Origin of the sequence: Haemophilus sputorum HK 2154, assembly GCF_000287615.1 — a bacterium.
Taxonomy (GTDB): Bacteria; Pseudomonadota; Gammaproteobacteria; order Enterobacterales; family Pasteurellaceae; genus Haemophilus_A; species Haemophilus_A sputorum.
The window spans coordinates 27,700-48,534 of the sequence record NZ_ALJP01000006.1 but is presented as its reverse complement, the minus strand read 5'-3'; the positions used below and the strand labels follow the sequence as shown (position 1 = coordinate 48,534).

Annotated in this window: 17 protein-coding genes; 8 read left to right on the top strand and 9 right to left on the bottom strand. The window is 40.1% G+C overall.

The window, feature by feature from the left end; genetic code table 11:
• Positions 1 to 2,345, bottom strand: a 2,345-nt coding sequence (locus HMPREF1128_RS10135; RefSeq protein WP_007523604.1) for a collagen-flanked surface repeat-containing protein, incomplete at its 3' end; no start/stop codon positions are given.
• Between the two features lie 290 nt (positions 2,346 to 2,635).
• Between HMPREF1128_RS10135 and HMPREF1128_RS01765 the strand changes: the two genes are divergently transcribed.
• Together HMPREF1128_RS01765 and HMPREF1128_RS01760 are read left to right on the top strand one after the other, a co-directional pair.
• Positions 2,636 to 3,145, top strand: a complete 510-nt coding sequence (locus HMPREF1128_RS01765; protein WP_007523597.1) for a peptidylprolyl isomerase — start codon at positions 2,636 to 2,638, stop codon at positions 3,143 to 3,145.
• A 58-nt stretch (positions 3,146 to 3,203) separates the two neighbouring features.
• A complete protein-coding gene (locus HMPREF1128_RS01760; protein WP_007523579.1) occupies positions 3,204 to 4,451 on the top strand; it encodes a multifunctional CCA addition/repair protein in 1,248 nt (415 codons plus the stop codon).
• A gap of 40 nt (positions 4,452 to 4,491) precedes the next feature.
• On the opposite strand, the gene cysS is transcribed toward HMPREF1128_RS01760, so the two are convergent.
• Positions 4,492 to 5,871 carry a cysteine--tRNA ligase gene (gene cysS / locus HMPREF1128_RS01755; protein ID WP_007523626.1) on the bottom strand — a complete coding sequence of 460 codons (1,380 nt, stop codon included), beginning with the start codon at positions 5,869 to 5,871 and terminating at the stop codon, positions 4,492 to 4,494.
• Between the two features lie 184 nt (positions 5,872 to 6,055).
• Between cysS and HMPREF1128_RS01750 the strand changes: the two genes are divergently transcribed.
• Both HMPREF1128_RS01750 and HMPREF1128_RS01745 read left to right on the top strand, forming a co-directional pair.
• Positions 6,056 to 7,195, top strand: a complete 1,140-nt coding sequence (locus tag HMPREF1128_RS01750; protein ID WP_007523632.1) for a glycosyltransferase — start codon at positions 6,056 to 6,058, stop codon at positions 7,193 to 7,195.
• 35 nt (positions 7,196 to 7,230) lie between these two features.
• The gene (locus tag HMPREF1128_RS01745) at positions 7,231 to 8,205 is read left to right on the top strand and encodes a glycosyltransferase family 2 protein (protein WP_007523591.1); all 975 of its coding nucleotides are present in this window, start codon (positions 7,231 to 7,233) and stop codon (positions 8,203 to 8,205) included.
• Between the two features lie 22 nt (positions 8,206 to 8,227).
• Here HMPREF1128_RS01745 and HMPREF1128_RS01740 read toward each other — a convergent pair whose 3' ends face one another.
• The 7 genes from HMPREF1128_RS01740 to HMPREF1128_RS01710 form a co-directional block, all read right to left on the bottom strand.
• A complete protein-coding gene (locus HMPREF1128_RS01740; RefSeq protein WP_007523641.1) occupies positions 8,228 to 9,070 on the bottom strand; it encodes a glycosyltransferase family 8 protein in 843 nt (280 codons plus the stop codon).
• Positions 9,071 to 9,260: 190 nt separating this feature from the next.
• On the bottom strand, positions 9,261 to 10,871 hold the full coding sequence (pckA, locus tag HMPREF1128_RS01735) for a phosphoenolpyruvate carboxykinase (ATP) (RefSeq protein ID WP_007523621.1): 1,611 nt from the start codon (positions 10,869 to 10,871) through the stop codon (positions 9,261 to 9,263).
• A gap of 230 nt (positions 10,872 to 11,101) precedes the next feature.
• Positions 11,102 to 11,896 carry a glucosamine-6-phosphate deaminase gene (gene nagB, locus HMPREF1128_RS01730; protein ID WP_007523607.1) on the bottom strand — a complete coding sequence of 265 codons (795 nt, stop codon included), beginning with the start codon at positions 11,894 to 11,896 and terminating at the stop codon, positions 11,102 to 11,104.
• Positions 11,897 to 12,020: 124 nt separating this feature from the next.
• Positions 12,021 to 12,902: an N-acetylneuraminate lyase gene (gene nanA, locus HMPREF1128_RS01725; RefSeq protein WP_007523599.1), complete on the bottom strand. Its 882-nt coding sequence runs from the start codon at positions 12,900 to 12,902 to the stop codon at positions 12,021 to 12,023.
• 29 nt (positions 12,903 to 12,931) lie between these two features.
• A complete protein-coding gene (locus tag HMPREF1128_RS01720) occupies positions 12,932 to 13,804 on the bottom strand; it encodes an N-acetylmannosamine kinase (RefSeq protein ID WP_007523614.1) in 873 nt (290 codons plus the stop codon).
• Positions 13,805 to 13,813: 9 nt separating this feature from the next.
• Positions 13,814 to 14,500 (bottom strand): putative N-acetylmannosamine-6-phosphate 2-epimerase, encoded by a 687-nt coding sequence (locus HMPREF1128_RS01715; RefSeq protein WP_007523586.1) that lies wholly within the window; start codon positions 14,498 to 14,500, stop codon positions 13,814 to 13,816.
• An 8-nt stretch (positions 14,501 to 14,508) separates the two neighbouring features.
• The gene (locus tag HMPREF1128_RS01710) at positions 14,509 to 15,102 is read right to left on the bottom strand and encodes an SGNH/GDSL hydrolase family protein (protein WP_007523634.1); all 594 of its coding nucleotides are present in this window, start codon (positions 15,100 to 15,102) and stop codon (positions 14,509 to 14,511) included.
• A 212-nt stretch (positions 15,103 to 15,314) separates the two neighbouring features.
• Between HMPREF1128_RS01710 and HMPREF1128_RS01705 the strand changes: the two genes are divergently transcribed.
• The 4 genes from HMPREF1128_RS01705 (at position 15,315) to HMPREF1128_RS01690 (ending at position 20,795) form a co-directional block, all read left to right on the top strand.
• Positions 15,315 to 16,895 (top strand): ABC transporter substrate-binding protein, encoded by a 1,581-nt coding sequence (locus HMPREF1128_RS01705; RefSeq protein WP_007523622.1) that lies wholly within the window; start codon positions 15,315 to 15,317, stop codon positions 16,893 to 16,895.
• Between the two features lie 172 nt (positions 16,896 to 17,067).
• A complete protein-coding gene (locus HMPREF1128_RS01700) occupies positions 17,068 to 18,021 on the top strand; it encodes an ABC transporter permease (protein WP_007523643.1) in 954 nt (317 codons plus the stop codon).
• The gene (locus tag HMPREF1128_RS01695; RefSeq protein ID WP_007523583.1) at positions 18,021 to 19,979 is read left to right on the top strand and encodes a dipeptide/oligopeptide/nickel ABC transporter permease/ATP-binding protein; all 1,959 of its coding nucleotides are present in this window, start codon (positions 18,021 to 18,023) and stop codon (positions 19,977 to 19,979) included. Before HMPREF1128_RS01700 ends, HMPREF1128_RS01695 begins: the two co-directional genes overlap by 1 nt.
• Positions 19,980 to 19,988: 9 nt before the next feature.
• On the top strand, positions 19,989 to 20,795 hold the full coding sequence (locus HMPREF1128_RS01690; protein WP_010128188.1) for an ABC transporter ATP-binding protein: 807 nt from the start codon (positions 19,989 to 19,991) through the stop codon (positions 20,793 to 20,795).
• Positions 20,796 to 20,835 lie beyond the last annotated feature (40 nt).

Below are 20,835 nucleotides of genomic sequence, written 5' to 3'. Positions count from 1 at the left end.
GCTGCACCAGTGTCACCTTTAGCACCTGTCGCACCATCTTTCACGATAGTTGAAGTGGTTTGACCGTTGCCATCTACGATAGTCACTGTGTGCGTACCGTTGTTGTTATCTACAACTTTAGCTTCTGCATTCTTACCGTTTGCACCAGTGTCACCTTTAGCACCTGTTGCACCATCTTTCACGATAGTTGAAGTGGTTTGACCGTTGCCGTCTACGATAGTTACTGTGTGTGTGCCGTTGTTGTTATCTACAACTTTAGCTTCTGCATTCTTACCGTTTGCACCAGTATCACCTTTCGCACCAGCATCACCTTTAGCACCAGTGTCGCCTTTAGCACCAGTGTCACCTTTAGCACCAGTATCACCTTTAGCACCAGTATCACCTTTAGCACCAGTATCACCTTTAGCACCAGTATCACCTTTAGCACCAGTATCACCTTTAGCACCAGTGTCACCTTTAGCACCAGTGTCACCTTTAGCACCAGTGTCACCTTTAGCACCTGCTACACCATCTTCACCTTTAGCACCATCTCTAATAATGGTTGTAGTTGTGGTGCCGTCGCTATTATTAACAGTAAGTGTATGAGTACCATTATTGTTATTGGTTACAGTTGCAGTAACGCTCTTACCATCAACACCATCTTTACCTTTAGCGCCATCTTTTGCTGTAATGATATATTTGTTATTTATTTGATCGTAGGTAACAGTAATATTGTCATCGCCAGATTCAATATTTGAATGGTATGTAACACATGTGACAGCTGGAGTCACGTTACCAGTACTATCTTTCTTCTCTGGGGTATACGTTACCTCAGCTGTTGTAGCCTTACCATTTATGAAATTAACAACATCACCGTTATAAACGCTCGATTTTGGCGCACCATTACCGCTAACCTTCCAATGATGGTTAGAAATCGCTTCTGCCACCATATATAATTGCGAACCATTGATCGCATCTGTTGAAGTTGAAGAAATACGACCTGCCGCAACATGGTGAATTTGACGCTCTTTACCTGCAGAACCCACAGAAACTACAGCGCCTTCACCTAATGTACTATTGTTACCTGCGAAGCCAGAATAAGTATAGCGACCAACTGTTGCAGTATCTGTAGGCTCATATTTATTATCAGTATTAGAACCGTTACCTAACGCTACGCTGTTTTCACGACTTGCATTAGATTGTAAGCCAATTGCTGTTGAATTATTAGCCGAAGCCACTGCTTCACGACCAATTGCTGTTGCATTATTTTTAGATGCCGCCGCATTGTAACCGATTGCTGTTGCATCTTCTTTAGTTGCTTTAGCTGTACGACCTACTGCAATTGCGTGGTCATGAGTTGCTTGAGAACCACCACCAATTGCTACTGATGAAAAACCATCAGATTTAGATGAAGAACCAATTGCAATTGAGTTTACATTAGTTGCACCAGTGTTTGGTCTAGCAAAAGAACCGATTGCGATAGAGTTATCGCCATATGCATGTGCTTTTGAGCCCACAGCTACTGCACCATCACGTGTAGAACGAGCTTTTTCACCCAATGCAACAGCCGCTAGCGCAGTACCTGCCACACTATTACTTCCCTGAGAACCAGCATATACACTTTGCGCTTCAGGAGCTACCTCAGCAAATGCACCAATAGCAATGGTAGAAGACTCTTTATCAGTATTGTTCTCTCTATCTACACCTGGTTTTAAACCTGAATTAGATGCAGCTTGTTTACCAATTGCAATCGCTAAATGGCTAGTTGCTTGAGTACGACTTGCAATAGCAACAGTATCTTGGCCAGCAGCTTGAGCTCTGTCACCAATTGCTGTCGCATTCACATTTGTTGCATTAGCATTGTTACCAATCGCCACTGTACGAATCATTGTTGCATTTGCTAAGTTACCGATTGCAACAGTTGCTTCACCTGTCGCTTGAGTACTTGTACCCATAGCAACAGATGCACCACCAGTTACGATGTTATTATTACCTACAGCAACACCCGCATCACTTGACACAGTATTGTTCGCACCGTAAATCGTTTTACCATCGCCAGTGCCACTCGCTGTGTTTTGATAACCTACAACAATAGAATTATCGGTTGCAGAGTTGCCCGGACGAGCATTTGGAGTAATAACGAGTTTACTATTTCTAAGTTCAATACCAAGATTTGCAAGTTCATTTAAATTAGTCGCTGCCTGTGCGCCCTGTGAAATCGCCACCGAGCTTATTACTGCACCAGCTACAGCTGTTAATTTTGCAATTTTTTGTGATTTAGTCTTGCCTTTTGCATGACCTAATTCGGAAACCGCCGTCCACGTTTGGGTTGCGTGGTTCCAAATAACTTTAAAGACTTTGTTCATTGAATTTGTGTTCCTTAAATAATTTATACACAATAACTGCATCCTCTTGATGCAGCCTTCAAGCAAATTACTATCCTCGTAATTTAGCCTTGCTATGATATAGCGACAAGCCTTATTTTCAAACGTGATTTACATAATCTTACTGCTTGACATTGGTTTAAAAAAGTAAACAAGCGGTTAAATTTTGCAACCATTTTGCAAAATTTAACCGCTTTATATGTTGAGCATTTATAGACAAACGTTTTCTATGTTAAAATCTTGCTAAAATCATCAAACTAAAGAGGACTTTTATGATTACCCTACACACCAATTATGGCGACATTAAAATTGCGTTAAATTTTGAAAAAGCACCCATTACAGCAAAAAACTTTGAAGACTACTGTAAAGAAGGTTTTTATAACGGCACCATTTTCCACCGTGTAATTGATGGCTTTATGATTCAAGGCGGTGGCATGACTGCTGGTTTAATTGAAAAAAATACCAAAGCGCCCATTCAAAATGAAGCGAGCAATGGTTTAAGCAACAAGCGTGGCACCATCGCAATGGCACGCACTTCAGACCCACACTCTGCCAGCTCACAATTTTTTATTAACGTGGCGGACAATGGCTTTTTAGATTACCGCTCAAAAGAGATGTTTGGCAAAACTGTTGTGCAGGAATGGGGCTATGCGGTGTTTGGCGAAGTGGTTGAAGGTATGGACATCGTGGATAAAATCAAAGGCGTTGCCACTGGGAACAAAGGTTTCCATCAAGATGTGCCAAAAGAAGATGTGGTGATTGAATCCGTCAGCGTGGAATAAGATGATAGGGCGCATTGAATGCGCCCTTTTTATATCAATCAATAAAAGAGAATAATATATGAAAACCTATCTTGTTGGTGGTGCGGTGCGCGACCAATTATTAAATCTACCCGTTAAAGATCGGGATTTTTTGGTGGTAGGCGCAACCCCTGAAATGTTACTGGCAGAAGGCTTTCAACAAGTAGGTGCAGCATTTCCTGTTTTTCTGCACCCTAAAACACAAGAAGAATATGCCCTTGCCCGCCAAGAGCGCAAAAATGGTGCAGGTTATCATGGCTTTATTTGCGATTTTTCACCGACAGTAACGATTGAGCAAGATTTAATTCGCCGCGATTTAACTATCAACGCAATGGCGCAAGATTTAACCAGTGGAGAAATTATCGACCCCTTTAATGGGCAAGCCGATTTAACCAATAAAGTGCTGCGCCATGTTTCCCCCGCGTTTGCCGAAGATCCGTTGCGAGTGTTGCGTGTTGCGCGCTTTGCGGCACGTTTTCATTCAATGGGGTTTCGCGTGGCAGAAGAAACGGTAAAACTGATGCAAAATATGACCGCTTGCGGAGAGCTTGCTCACCTTACCCCTGAACGGGTTTGGCTAGAAACGCAAAAAGCTTTTGAAACAGATTCGCCAGCCATCTATTTTTCACTGCTGCGTGAAATTGGCGCGCTAGCCGTATTATTCCCTGAATTGGATGCCCTTTTTGGCAAACCGCAGCCGGAAAAACATCATCCAGAAATTGATAGCGGTGTACATACTTTAATGGTGCTCACCCAAGCAAAACAATTTGCAAAACAGGCAGAAAATCCGACCGCTTTACTTTTTGCTGCACTTTGCCACGATTTAGGCAAAGGCTTAACGCCAGCAGAAATACTGCCCCATCACTACGGGCATGAACAAAAAGGCATTGCACCTGTAAGAGCATTATCGAATCGATTGAAAGTCTCTGATGATGAAAAAAGTTTAGCGCTGTTAGTGACTGAATATCACACGCACTGCCATAAAATCTCAGAACTTCGCCCTGAAACAGTGTTGAAGTTATTTAATGCGTTGGACGTTTGGCGTCGCCCTGCTCGCTTTCAAGATTTCTTATTCGCTTGCGAGGCAGATGCCCGTGGGCGATTAGGTTTTGAGCAACGGGAATATCCACAAGCAGCATTGGCTAAACGCTACTGGCAAGCAGCGTTACAAGTTGATGTGCAAGCGGTGATTGCCGATGGCTTTGAAAAACAAGCGATTCGTGAAGAATTAAATAAACGGCGTATTAAAGCGATTCGGTTAGAAAAAGAGAAAAGGATTCACGCATAAAAAAGGGCGTGTAATTCAAAACACGCCCTTTCAATTGAGGTTACGCTTTACGCCAAGTGGTTCCGTTTGGCGTATCTTCTAACACAATATTCATTGCTTTGAGTTTATCGCGCACTTCATCTGCTACAGCCCAGTTTTTAGCTGCTTTGGCTTCGTTACGTTTTGCAATCAGTGCTTCTATTTCCGCTGCTTCATCTGCATTAGATTCGCCTTTTAAGAAACTCTCTGGGTCTTGCTCTAACAAGCCTAATACGCCCGCTAATGCTTTTAAACGAACCGCCAAGCCATTAGCTTGCGCTGGGTCTTCCGCTTTTAATTTATTCACTTCGCGTGCGATTTCAAATAGCACGGCTAATGCGCCTGGGGTATTAAAATCATCATTCATTGCAGTTTCAAATGCGCTGATATACTGCTCTCCGCCTGCTGGTGCAACAGTTAAATCACAACCTCGCAATGCGGTATATAAACGCTCTAGCGCTGAACGGGCTAAATCTAAATTATCCACGCTATAATCTAACAAACTACGATAATGCGCGGTGAGGAAGAAATAACGCAAACTTTCTGCATCATATAAGCCAAGCATATGGCGAATGCTGAAGAAATTGCCTAGCGATTTAGACATTTTTTCTTTATCAATCGTCAACATGCCTGTATGAAGCCAGTAATTGACATATTCGCCACCATGCGCACAGCAAGATTGTGCAATTTCATTTTCATGATGCGGGAACATTAAATCTGAACCGCCACCATGAATATCAAAATGTTCGCCCAATTCTTGGCTATTCATCGCGGAACATTCGATATGCCAACCCGGACGACCATTGCCCCACGGGCTTTCCCAACTTGGCTCATTCTCTTTAGACATTTTCCATAATACGAAATCCATCGGATTTTTCTTCACCGATTTAATTTCAACACGCGCGCCTGCCTGTAACTGCGCTAGGTTTTGGCGAGAAAGCGCGCCATATTGCGAGAACGATTCCACATCAAACATCACATCGCCATCAGCTGCCACATAAGCATGCCCTTTAGCAATCAGCTTTTCGACCATTGCAATGATTTCTGGGATATGTTGAGTGGCACGTGGCTCAACATCTGGGCGCAGAATGTTGAGATCATCAAAATCTTTATGCATTTCTGCAATCATTCTTTCAACAAGCGCATCACAAGTTTCGTTGTTTTCGAGCGCACGTTTAATGATTTTATCGTCCACATCCGTAATATTACGTACATAACGCAGGTTGTAACCTAAATAACGTAAATAACGCACAATCACATCAAAAGAAACAAAAGTTCGCCCATGCCCAAAATGACAAAGATCGTAAACCGTTACCCCACAGACATACATACCAACTTGATTCGGGTTAATCGGCTTAAATTCTTCTTTCTCACGTTTTAACGTATTATAAATTTTGAGCATAGTGTCCTCTTTTGTTTATGCTGAAGATATTGAATGGGTTCAAGTATAGCGAATAAGCGGTCGTTTTTTTAGAGAATTTTGCAAATTTTTTACAATCGTTTTCACATCCGCCATGGTATTTTTTCTATAATACTTCATATTGTAAAAATAACATGATGTTCTATACCTAAAGGATACCTAAGCTATGGCTAAAAAAGCTAATAAAAAGACGAATAAAAAAACTATCTGTTTGAATATGATTGTCAAAAATGAATCCGCCATCATTAGAGACACGCTAGAAAATATTACTTCACACATTCCGCTAGATTATTATGTGATCAGTGACACGGGTTCAGATGATAACACTGCTGAAATTATCGAAAACTTTTTCAATGAAAAAGGCATTAAAGGTGAAATTCACCACGATGAATGGGTGAATTTTGCGCATAATCGCAACTGTGCCCTAAAACACGCTGAAGGTAAAACAGATTACGTTTTAATTTTTGATGCCGATGATCGCTTTACAGGTAACTTTGTTCTGCCAGAAGAACTGACCTCGGATTGCTACTATTTGCGTATGGCAAATGGCATTTCTGGCGCTAATGTCTATTACCGTCCATTACTTTTTACTAACGATGGTGGCTTTTACTGGCGTGGCGTATTACATGAATTTATTGAACAACGCAAAAAAACCTCTGTAAAACAAAATCTATCTGGTGACTATTTTATAATTAGTGGCCGTTTTGGTGCACGTAGCCAAAATGCACAAAAATACCTGCACGATGCACAAGTTTTAGAAAAAGCCTTTTATGCCCCTGAAGATGAAGATCTTAAAAGTCGCTACGCATTTTATACTGCACAATCCTATCGTGATGCAGATATACCTCAAAAAGCGATTGAATGGTATGCCAAACGCGCTAATTTAGGAGAGTGGTATGAAGAAGTTTACTATTCACTTCTTCAAATTGCCTTACTAAAAATTGAATTAAACGCCTCGCTCGATGAAGTGCAAAGTTTATTATTAGCCGCTTATGAATATCGACCGCAACGTGCTGAAAGTCTTTATCATTTAGCAAGACAACTACGTTTTCACGATAAAATTAAACTTGCTTATATTTACGCTAATGCAGCGGCGAGCATTCCATTAAATAATGATATTCTTTTTGTCGATCACTCCGTTTATGAATGGAAAGCCAAAGACGAACTTGCGGTTAGTGCATATTGGGTGGGAAATTACCAATTATGTCATGACCTTTGTGTAGAATTACTCAAAAATTCATCTATTCCAGAGCAAGATAGAAAACGTTTCCAAGAAAATTTAAAATTTGCCAAAGAGCATCTTTAAAAGGTTGTCTCTTTCCATATAGGATAAAATAAAAAATGAATCAAAAGCTGGTTGGATTAAGTATGGTTCGTAATGAAAGTGATGTTATTGAAACTTTTGTTCGACATAATTTAACATTATTAGATGAACTTCATATTATCGATCATAATAGCAGCGATAATACCAGAGAAATTCTAACACTTTTAAAAGAAGAAGGGTTACCACTTCATATTTACCACTACAATGAATTAGAATACGCACAGGAACGGATCTTAAATAATATCATGCGTCATATTATAAATAACGATAATAGTATTGACTATATCTTTCCATTAGACGCTGATGAGTTTATTTATTGCCATTCTCGTGAAACATTAGATATTTTTCTAAAACTAATCCCTCAAGATCGTGTTGGAATGTATACTTGGCGAGGTTATCTTCCAAATACTACAGAACACGATCCTGATTTTCTTTATCATTTTACAGATCAACGTAAAGAAGAAATTCTCACGCCTAAAGTAATTATTCCTAGAGCAATTGCAGAAACCTGTACATTAACTATTGGAAACCATTACGTAAGAGATAGCAATGGTAAAGAAATAAAAAGCTTTGTGTTTATTGCACCAAATAGTCATCACTTCTACTATTGGTTTATCAATAGATTCAGTGCTGAATTTATTGAAACAGATGAGCTATGGCTAGGGCATTATCCAATTCGTTCAACCGCACAGCAAATTAAAAAGGTCTTAGAAAAATCTATTACGATGGTCATGGAAAAAAAAGGTTATCGTGATTTGGCTTGGGAAAACCAGTTACGCGATTTGCTCTCTCAACATATGCAAATATCCATTGAACAACTGCGTTTCATTGCCTATAAATATCGTGCATCTGATGCCACACAAACACAGGTTGCTCATCAACAACCATTACGCTCAACAAAATTACCATTAAAATACCAACATTTAATGAATAATGATCCGCTTCCCGTATTGGCAAAACTTATTCTTGATCTTGCTGGTAGATTACGCTAGTTTTCTAGCGTAATTGTTACATTTATAACTCTTGATTTGGGCGCATAATTAAATACGCCCAATCTAAATGACGGAAAAACCAATATTTCTTTCGTTCAAATAATTCTGAATTTTGATTATCCCAAGGTTTATGTTTTGCTGCATAATGGATAATCCTTGGAGGAGTCTCTAACTCAACTTTATTAGTCCCGTACTGTTGTTTAATTGCTTCAATATATTGAACTTGAACGTTATTAGCTAAACCGTAATATTTTGCCTTTTCTCGTAAAACCATATTCAAAATACACTGATCACCATATAACACTTGTTCAGCATATTCCTCGGCTGTTTTCAGCAATGTATCAACGATCCATTTTTCTCGCCATTGAACACAATCAATTAGTAAAACACCGCTATTAAAATATTTTGTTGAAACTGATTTATCTAAATAAGTAAAAGGGAAATATTCTCCTAGTCCATAATCTTTTATGACCCCGACTGGCGCCCCATTAAGATCACTATAATAAAATTCAGATAATGAACCATTTACAATAATATCCGCATCTAAATATAACACGCGTTCTTGATGAATTAAGTTAGGAATCATTAAACGGTAATAACTACTTGAAGAAGAAATATGATCTAACGTTTTATAATTTTTAAAAACATCATCTGAAATATGAATAGAAAATAAATGATGCCCTATTTTTTCAAGCTTAGTTTGAATACCTTCAAACCATTCTTGTGGGATATCATTATGTAAAACATAAAAATTAACTTTCTGATTATAGTAACAAATAGATTTAATTAACGCCTCTAAATGAGGGGTATATTTTGCATCAATTGTAAAAGCGATATTCATATAGTCGTTATTTGAATGAATCATTATCCTTCCCTAGCTTTTCTCTTTTAAATTCTGATTTTTGCATTATATCAGCAAATACGATATCAGCATAAATACATTCCATTCTTATGATTTAGGGATTCTGACTTGAGTACTAAATTAAGAACCGTAAAACATCCAAAAAAATAGCCCCGAAAACGGGGCTAAATCAGAACTTTTAAGACTTATAAACTTAAGGTTTTGGGCCTGCAGCAACTAACGCTTTACCTTCATCATTCGTTGTATATTTCACAAAGTTTTTCACAAAACGGTCAGCTAAATCTACCGCTTTAGTTTGCCATTGTGCTTTGTCTACATAAGTATCACGCGGGTCTAAAATTGCTGGGTCTACATTTGGTAACGCTTTTGGGATTGCCAAGTTAAAGATTGGTAATTCACCCATTTCTGCTTTTTCAATTGAACCATCTAAAATCGCATCAATAATACCGCGGGTATCTTTAATAGAAATACGTTTACCTGTGCCGTTCCAACCTGTATTTACTAAGTAAGCTTCTGCGCCTGCTGCTTCCATACGTTTAACTAACACTTCTGCATATTTTGTTGGGTGTAGAGATAAAAACGCTGCACCAAAACATGCTGAGAAGGTTGGGGTTGGTTCAGTAATACCACGCTCTGTACCCGCTAATTTTGCGGTAAAACCAGATAAGAAGTAGTATTTGGTTTGTTCAGGCGTTAGTTTAGACACTGGTGGTAATACGCCAAATGCATCTGCGGTTAAGAAGATCACTTTTTTCGCATGACCTGCTTTTGACACAGGTTCCACAATGTTATCAATGTGATAAATCGGGTAAGAAACACGAGTATTTTCAGTTTTTGAACCGTCTGCAAAGTCAATTGAACCATCTGCACGTACAACCACGTTTTCTAATAATGCATCACGACGAATTGCACGGTAAATATCTGGCTCATTTTCAGCACTTAAGTTGATTGTTTTCGCATAGCAACCACCTTCGTAGTTGAATACGCCACTTTCATCCCAACCGTGCTCATCGTCACCAATCAATTTACGTTTTGGATCAGTTGAAAGTGTTGTTTTACCTGTACCAGATAAACCGAAGAATACGGCTACATCGCCATCCTCGCCAACGTTTGCTGAACAGTGCATTGAAGCAACACCTTTTAACGGTAATAAGTAGTTCATCATTGAGAACATACCTTTTTTCATCTCACCGCCGTACCAGGTACCACCAATTAACTGTATGTGTTCAGTTAAGTTAAACGCGACAAAGTTTTCAGAATTTAAGCCTTGTTCTTTCCAGTTTGGGTTAGTTACTTTAGAACCATTTAATACTACGAAATCAGGCTTAAATGTTTTTAATTCTTCTTCTGTTGGGCGAATAAACATATTTTTCACAAAGTGCGCTTGCCATGCTACTTCGGTAATAATACGCACGGCTAAACGGTGATGTTCGCTTGCCCCACAGAAAGCGTCAATCACGAAAAGACGTTTGCCAGAAAGCTCACCAGTCACTAATGCTTTTAAGCTTTTCCAAGTTTCTGGTGTCATTGGTTTATTATCGTTTTTTGCTGTATCACTTGTCCACCAAACATGCTCTTTTGAAGAATCATCATAAACGATATATTTATCTTTTGGAGAGCGACCAGTAAAGATCCCTGTATCCACAGCAACTGCACCAGTATTCGTTAATACGCCTTTTTCATAACCTTCAAGGTTAGATGCCATTTCCTCTTCAAAAAGTTGCTCATAGCTCGGATTACGAACAATTTCTTTTACTTGAGTAATACCAAGTTGCGCTAGTTCTTGTTCAATAGGATTAAACATAAAATCACCTCACTCTTAATTGTTTTAAAATTTTGATAAAAGTTTATCAATTATCGAAAAATAAAAATGCCAACTGCATCACATTTTGAGAAATTATACGCCAAAAAGTTTCTTAAAAAACAACAAGCGGTCGATTTCTCCTCCATTTTTGCAAAAAATGAAGTGAAATAGACCGCTTGTTTTTCCGTTTTCTTATCTTAATAAGATACCACTAAATTTGTTGTGCTATCTTAACGAGCAACATGCAATTCAAGTTGTTTGAAGTATTTGATTGTTTTCACTTTAAGCTCTTGTGTGGCTGGCTCATCACAAACAACTAATGCGTGCTTATGCATTTGTAGCGCAGAAATTGTCCACATATGGTTAATAGCACCTTCTACGCAAGCTTGCAGTGCTAAAGCCTTGTTGTATCCTGTGACCAAAATCAATACTTCTTCAGCATCAAGCAAAGTCCCAACACCAACGGTTAGCGCAAATTGCGGCACTTGATTAACATCGTTATTAAAGAAACGCGAGTTTGCAATGATCGTGTCTTCCGTCAATGTTTTTATACGGGTGCGAGAACTTAATGAAGAACCCGGCTCATTAAATGCCACATGACCATCTACGCCAACGCCACCCATAAAGAGATTAATTTTGCCATAAGACTGAATTTTCTCTTCATAACGGGCACATTCTGCGGTTAAATCTTCTGCCATACCATCAAGCAAATTGATGTTTTCTGATGGAATATCAATATGGCTAAAGAAGTTTTTGTGCATAAAGGTGTGATAACTTTCAGGATGCTCTGCCGGAAGCCCTACATACTCATCCATGTTAAAAGTCACTACATGCTTAAAACTCACCACGCCTTGTTGATAGAGTTTGATCAATTCTTGATAAGTTTTAAGCGGAGTACCGCCAGTTGGTAATCCCAAAACGAAAGGCTTATCCGCTGTCGGCTGGAAAGCATTGATTTTATTGGCAATATAGCGTGCTGACCACACTGCAACATCATTTGCCGTATCTAGGGGAACAAGACGCATAAAAATTCCTTTTGTTAAGATAGCTTATTATTGCCCCCTCTTTCATAAGAGGGGACAATTCAAACCTAAGTGAAATTTAAGTTTTTATCACCGCAAGCGGTCTTATTTTTCTATTACTTTGCAATTAAGCAATAAATTTCTCATATAAGCCTTTAGCAACTTCTAATTGTTTCGCAGTTGCTTTCGCGGTCATTGGCTCACGGCAGTAGCCTGCATCAACGCCTTGGCATTTTAAGATTTCTTTAATGGTGAGATATAAGCCATTTGCTAAAATACCTTCAATTAAATCGTTGGTGACATGTTGTACTGCAAGCGCTTCAGCTAATTTACCTTGTTGGGTTAATTCAAAAATTTGACGCGCGCGAATACCGTTAACGTTAAAGGTTGAACCAATAGCGCCATCTACTCCTAAAGCTGCCGCTGGTAACATCATTTCATCGAAACCAGCCCAAATTAAATGGTTTGGATATGCTTTTTTCAAACGTTCTAATAAATAAAAATCACCTGCTGTGAATTTTACCCCTAAGATTTTCGGGTTTTGGTAAAGCTCACCAAATTGCTCAACCCCAATATTAACGCCTGTTAAGAACGGAATTGAATACACAATCATATTGTTACCAGTTTCTGCAATAATGGTATCGTAGTAGTGTTTGATTTCAGCAAAGCTAAATTTGTAGTAGAACGGTGTAACCGCAGATAAGCTGTCATAACCTAATTCTGTTGCATATTTACCAAGCTCTACCGCTTCTTGTAAATTAACACTACCAACTTGAGCAATTAATGCAATTTCATCTTTTGCTTCATCTTTTGCGATGCGGAAAATTTCTTTTTTCTCAGCAGTTGAAAGCATAAAGTTTTCACCCGTTGAACCACCAACATATAAGCCATCTACTTTCATTTTATCAATATTATGGCGAATAATTTGGCGTAAGCCTTTTTCGTTGATAGAGCCATCTTCATTAAATGAAACTAATAATGCACTGAAGATACCTTTTAAATTTTTCATTTTGTATTCCTTATTTGAAACGAATTAAATTAAATTTGTTGTTCTGCCCATGCAGCAGCGCCGATTAAACCAGCATCACCACCATATTGAGCAGCTGTCAAATCACATTGATAAAAATGTGGCATTGCATTTAAATGCCGTGTCACACAAGCTAAATAGCCTTTAGCTAAACCTACACTGCCACCTAACACCACTTTTTGTGTATCTAAACCAATCACTAAATCTGCAATTAAATTAGCAATCGCTTTTGCAGATCTTTCAACTAATTCGACCGATTGTGGATCGTTTTCATGGTAGCGCTCAAACACCTCTTTCGGGCTACATGGTTTCTCCCATTGGCTAGAAACCGCTTCAATTGCACGACCTGAAGCGATGGCTTCTACACATCCGCGTCTGCCACAACCACATACTGAGCCGTTAGGATCTGCCAAGGTATGCCCGATATGCCCCGCAATTCCACGAGGTTCACACAACAATTTTCCTTGTTGAATAATGCCGCCACCTACGCCAGTGGAAACCGTAATAAAGACAAAATTTTGAACTAATGCTTTGTCTTCATGTTGATACTCTGCACAAGCTGCTGCTTGTACGTCATTGAGTAAGAAAATAGGTTTATCGGTATGGCGCGCAAAACTCTCTTTTAATGGAAACTCTGCCAACCCACCTAAATTTTTTGGATTGAGCGCCGTTAAAACACCTTGGTTAATAATCCCAGTAGAAGCCACACTAATGGCATCAAACTGACCTTGATAATGCGCTACTAACTCAGCTAAAGCTTGATGCATCGCTTGTGCGCCTTCAGCTTGTGGCGTTCGAATTTGTAATCGATCGCTTAATTGATTATTTTCTACCAAAGCGCTGGCGATTTTCGTGCCTCCAATATCAATGGCTAGACAACGCATAAGCTCTCCTTAAGCTTTCGCCGAGTGAATGGCTTTCACAAACCAAGAAACAATATGTTCTAAACGGGTTAAGGCTGAACCGACAGTCACTGCATCAGCACCAATTTCAATCGCGGTTTTGGCAAGCTCTGGCGTATTGTACCGCCCTTCTGCCATAACAAAACAGCCTGCTGCTTTGAGATCTTTCACCAGTTGATAATCTGGTTCAGCAGGAATTTCTCCTCCAGTATAACCTGACATTGTGCTGCCGATAATATCAAAACCAAGTTGTTGGCAATAAAGCCCTTCACTTAAATTTGAGCAATCCGCCATTGCTAAACAGCCGTTGTCATGGATACGTTTAACCGCCGTTGGTAAATCAACAGGGCGGATTCGATCCGTGCCATCAACTGCAATAATATCTGCACCCGCTTTCGCTAACGCATCAATATCTTCTAAAAATGGCGTAATGCGAATAGGGGTATCGGGTAAATCTCGCTTAACAATACCGATAATTGGTACCTTAACCGCTGCTCGAGCAGCCTTTAAGTTCTCAACACCTTCAATTCGAATACCGGCAGCACCACCAGCCACGGAAGCTGCAGCCATCGCTGCAACAATGGATGGATCGTCCATCGGACCATTATCTACTGGTTGGCAGGATGCTATCAATCCATGCTCAATCTGTTTAAGCGCACTGCGATTTAACTCAGACATATCGCCTCCTATAAATAATTTTCAAGAATTTTTGTTAGTCGAGCATACCCTGGTGCATTAAAATGCAAGCCATCTATGCTAAGTGTGGCATCCAAATTGCCATTTTCATCCAAGAATGCCTGATAGGTTGGTACAAAGGTCATCATCTCTGGGCAATGCTCACGTAAATAAGTATTTAAGTGAATGATTTGCGCATTTGTTACCGTTGAGATTTGATTCACTGGTGTGGCTTCAAGCAAAAAATAGTGAGTTTTGGGGGCTGCAAGCGGTCGAATTTCTGTCAAAATTTGCAAAATCCAATCCAACACTTTAGCCGGAGAATAATCAGGCTCTTTGACAATATCGTTTACACCTAAAAAGATAAATACCGTTTTACCCAGATGAGCAATCCGTTTTTCTTTGGCAATCACATCCAAATACTGCCGAGTACTTACCCCACTAATGCCTAAGTTTGCAACTGCTTTACCTTTTAAGCTGCATTCTGGTTCGATGTTTTGCCACATATCAAACAACGAATGCCCGATTAAGGTAATCGGGGCTGCTTTTTCAAACTCTGCTTTTTTCTCAACATAGCGTGAATAAATGTCTTGATCTGTCAGCATGATAGCCTCCATTCAAATTTGTGGGCTGATTATAGCCACTTTGAAGTATTACTTCATCTTTTTTTTATAAATTTGTGATGTCGATCTCATTTTTGAAATAAAACTCCAAAACAGATTGCTAAATTTAAAACAAGCAGAGTATGATACGCACAACAGAGCATTGCTCTTATTATTCTCTTATCTTTCATATTCTCTTATTTAAGGAGCATATTATGGGTACTCAATTTGAACTCAACCCATCTCGTCGCCACTTCATGAAATTATTAGCAGGTGTGGGCGCAGGTTTTGCCTTTAGTAGCACTTTAGGCACATTTACGAATAAAGCCTTTGCTGCACCAGCTGCGGGTTCCGCTATTGAAGCGGGGATCGCTTATCCAATTTCAACTGGTTTTGACCCGCTTACCTCAAGTGGCGCCTCTTCTATGGCTGCAAACTTACATATTTTTGAAGGTTTAGTTGATTTACACCCAGCGACTCGCCAACCTTATTTAGCGTTAGCAGCAAAAGAGCCTGAACAAAAAGATGAAACGACTTATCACATTACCTTAAGAGAAGGGGCTAAATTCCACGATGGTACACCGGTAACCACAGAGGATGTGGTCTATTCCTTCGAACGTGTATTAGATCCAGCGAAAGCCTCATTATTCGCTCAATTTATTCCATTTATTGAATCAGTAAAAGCGTTAGACGATAAAGTCGTGGAGTTCAAATTAAAATATCCATTTGCTCTCTTTAAAGAACGTTTAACTATCGTAAAAATTGTACCAAAACATGCTGTAGAAGCAGGCCAAGCGGCATTCGATGCTAAACCAATTGGTTCTGGCCCTTATAAATTTGTTTCTGCAACCAAAGATGACCGTATCGTGTTTGAAGGTTTCGATGGTTACAATGGTGCATACCCTGCATTAGTTTCTAAAATGACTTGGTTCTTACTGTCAGATGATGCAGCTCGTGTTACTGCGCAAGAATCTGGACGTGTACAAGCGATTGAATCTGTTCCTTATTTAGATTCAGAACGCTTAAAACGCAAAGGTAAAGTGGAATCAGTACAATCATTCGGTTTACTCTTCTTAATGTTTAACTGTGAAAAAGCGCCGTTTAACAATCCGAAAGTACGCCAAGCATTACACTATGCGATTGATACACAAAAACTGATTGATGTTGTTTTCTTAGGTAACGCACAAGCAGCAAGTTCTTATGTGCAAACCACACACCCAGACTATGTAAAAGCAACAACAGATTACACCTTTGATAAAGCAAAAGCAGAAGCGTTATTAGCAGAAGCAGGTTTAACTGAGCTGAAATTTGAATTGCTTACCACAGACCACAGCTGGGTGAAAGAATGTGCACCATTGATTTTAGAATCTTGGAATAGCCTTAAAGGTGTGAAAGTCAGCTTACAACACTTACAATCTGGTGCGCTTTACAGTTCACACGTTGATACTGGTAACTTTGATGTTGTTATCGCCCCAGGTGACCCTTCTGTATTCGGTAACGACTTAGACTTATTATTAAGCTGGTGGTACCGTGGTGATGTATGGCCAAAACGCCGTTTCCGTTGGGCAAATACCCCAGAATATGCAGAAGTGCAAAAACTCTTAGACGAAGCAGTGAAAAACCCAGCTGGTGCGAAAGAGGCTTGGACAAAAGCAATCAATATCATTGCTGAACAAGCTCCACTTTACCCGATTGTGCATCGTAAATTGCCAACCGCGTGGAATGATAAAGTCCTAACTGATTTCCAACCGCTTCCAACTACAGGGCTTTCATTCCTTGGCGTAGGGCGTAAATAACGCCAAACAAGCGGTCATTTTTGCAAAACAATTTACAAATTAGACCGCTTGTCTAAATTGCAGTGTGTGTGAAAAACTGATTTCACACACACTTTCAAATAATCCATACACCCTACTAATCCAATCAATAATAATTCAATAGGATTTCAATTCCTTTTTTAAGGAGAATCTCATGGAAATCATTCTTAAACTACTCTGGCGCCGGCTTATGGCTCTGCCAGTTATGATTTTAGGCGTGAGTGCACTTGTCTTTATCGTCTTACAATTTACCCCTGGCGATCCTGCAACTATTGCCTTGGGCGAAAGTGCCTCTGAAGCAGCGAAAGAAATTTACCGCGAACAACACGGATTAAACGATCCTGTTATCGTGCAATATTTCCGCTTCTTAGCCAATTTATTCGTGCTTGATTTTGGTATGACAACACCACCGGAACAGCCGATTGTGGATATGATTGCCAAAGCATTCCCGCTCACTTTACAACTTACCTTTATCGGGGTTTTCTTAGCCGCTATCGTTTCATTTAGCTTAGGCGTAACCGCAGCACTTTACCGCGATCGTTGGGTTGACCAAGTTATTCGCTTTATCTCTGTTGCAGCTGTTGCGACACCCTCTTTCTGGCTCGGTATTTTATTGATTCAATACTTTTCATTGAAATTAGATTGGTTACCTTCTGGTGGTTTTGTCCCATTTAGCGAAGATCCGCATGAATATGTGCGTTCTATGATTCTTCCATCACTTGCTCTTGCTGTGCCAGTCTGTGCTTCATTGATTCGTGTGGTGCGCACCACCATGGTAGAAGAAATGGATAAAGACTATGTCCGTACTGCCATTGGTAATGGTGTTCCTTATGCAACTGTTATTCGTCATAACGTTTTACGTAATGCCTTAATTACGCCAGTTACCGTATTGGGGTTACGCGTGGGTTATTTACTCGGTGGTGCGGTAGTTATCGAACAAATTTTCGACCTACCTGGCATGGGAAAATTAATTTTCAATGGTATCGTCAATCACGACTTAAATTTAGTGCAAGGTGTGGTACTTACCATTGCCTTTACCTTCGTGTTAGTCAACATTGTGGTTGATATTCTTTACTTGCTCATCAATCCAAAAATTCGGAGTCTATAATGTTTCGCCAAGGATTAGCTCAACGCCTTGCCTCCGGCGGTGCAAGATTTAAAGCGTTATCGACGAGCTCAAAAATCGCCTTAATTTTTATTCTCTTAGTGGCATTAGTTGCAATTTTTGCACCATTAGTTGCCCCTTATGATCCATTACAAACGATTAGACCGGTACAATCCCCAAGTGGTGAATTTCTCTTTGGTACAGACCGTTTAGGACGTGATATTTTCTCACGTATGGTGTGGGGTGCAAGAACCTCCCTCTTTATCGGTTTAGGTGCGGTTGGTTTTGCCATTCTCTTTGGTGGAATTTTAGGTGCAACAGCTGCAACGGCTGATAAATGGGGCAATGAGATCATCATGCGTTTGATGGATATTCTCATGGCATTCCCTGGTATTGCATTAGCTGCAGTGTTACTTGCAACATTCGGCAATTCTGTACCGGTTATCATCATTACTATTGCGATTGTTTATACCCCGCAATTAGCGCGTGTTGTACGTGCAAACGTGGTTTCACAATGGGAAGAAGACTATGTGCGCGCTGAACGTGTCTTAGGTGGTAGCCGTAGCTATATTTTACTCAAACACGTTGTTCGCAATACGGCTGCGCCAGTATTAGTATTCGCAACGGTAATGGTTGCAGATGCGATTGTGTTTGAAGCGTCACTTTCTTTCTTAGGTGCAGGGGTACAACCTCCATTCCCATCTTGGGGTAACATCTTATCTGAAGGACGTAACTTAGTATTAAGCGGTTTCTGGTGGGCAACCACTTTTGCGGGAATCATGATCTTACTTACCGTATTAGCGCTTAACATTTTGGCTGAAGGTTTAACGGATGCGTTAGTGAATCCAAAACTCAAACGTTCAACACAAAGCAAAGAAGATGTGGCAAAACCATTAGCGACCGATGTACAAGAAGCGATGGCAGAAACCTTAGCGCTCAAACGCTATTTAGCAAAATTGCATGAAAAAGAGACCGCTCGTACAGACCGTATGCCACTTAATCCAAATGCAAAAGTGATTCTTGAAGTGAAAAATCTTTCTATTCGCTTCCCGAATCGTTATGGCGAAATTCCGCTCGTGGATAATATCAGCTTTAAGGTGCATGAAGGTGAAACAATGGGCTTGGTAGGTGAATCTGGTTGTGGTAAATCTATCACCGCATTCTCTATCATGGGCTTATTACCAAAAACAGCGAAAATCACAGGGGAAATCTTATTTACCGACCGCTCTGGTAAACAACATGATTTATTGAAGTCACCTGATCTCAATGCTTTACGTGGTCATGAAATTTCAATGATTTATCAAGATGCATTAAGTGCGTTGAACCCATCTATGCGTATCAAAGATCAGATGGCTCAACTCATTAGCCGTGGCGGTAAACAAAGTGCTGAAACCTTGTTGAAATGGGTAAAACTTGACCCAGAAAAAACGCTAAATCGTTACCCTCACGAACTTTCAGGTGGTCAACGTCAACGTGTTCTGATCGCAATGGCACTCGCACGTGAACCGAAATTACTCATTGCTGATGAACCAACCACTGCATTAGATGTGACCGTACAAGCTGAAGTGATTAAATTACTGAATGAATTACGTGAAAAACTTGGCTTTGCCATGGTATTCGTTAGTCATGATTTAGCATTAGTTGCACAAATTGCACACCACATTACGGTAATGTATGCAGGACAAGTTGTGGAAGCAGCACCGACTACGCCATTACTTGCTAACCCAACGCATGAATATACTCGTGGTTTACTAGGTTCTGTGCTTTCAACTGAATTACGTGCTAAACGCTTATATCAAATTCCAGGCAGTGTGCCTTCACCATTTGATTTTGCAAGCGGTGACCGATTCGCAAGTCGTTCGCTCCGCCCTGATGCTAACCCAGCACAGCGCTTACCGTTAGTAGAAGTAGGCGATCACCCGCAACACCGTTGGGCATCTCACTTAGATTCATCACAATAGGAGGAAAACATGAGCATGAAACCTTTAAAAGAGCAGCCAATTATTGAGCTCTCAAATATTGTGGTGCAATTTGCTTCTCGTGATGGCACGCTATTTAATCCGAAAAAATTTACGGCTGTGAATAATGTTAGTCTAGCTATTCATGCAGGTGAAACAGTTGGGTTAGTAGGACAATCTGGTTGCGGAAAATCCACTCTTGCTAATGTGATGATTGGCTTACAAAAACCAACCTCTGGGGAAGTTAAATTTAATGGCTTGCAGATGAAATATGGTAGTGCTGAAGCGCGTAAGCAATTCGGCCGCCAAGTATCTGTTATTTTCCAAGACCCAGCTACCGCATTAAATCCAAGAATGCGTGTGTTAGATATCTTAAAAGATCCAATGGATATCCATAACATCCTAACACCAGGTGAGCGAGAAAAACGGGTATATGAATTACTTTCTCGCGTAGGACTTCCACGCTCTGCTGCACTCGTTGAACCAACCCGTCTTTCAGGCGGGCAAAAACAACGTGTGGCGATTGCCCGTGCACTAGCGCTTAACCCAAAACTTATTGTGGCTGATGAACCTACTTCTGCACTGGATGTATCCGTTCGCGCACAAGTTCTTAACTTGTTAGCTGACTTGAAAAAAGAGTTAAATTTAGCCATGGTCTTTATCTCTCACGATTTACAAACCGTGCATCAAGTTTCTGATCGCATTGTCGTCATGAATGGTGGACAGATGGTTGAAAGTGGCAGTGCTGATGAAGTATTTGATACGCCAACACAAGAATATACCCGTGTGTTAATTAACGCGGCACCATCTTTGTTATAAAAAATATAAAAGATAAAACGTAAAAAGGGCGTGCAATGCA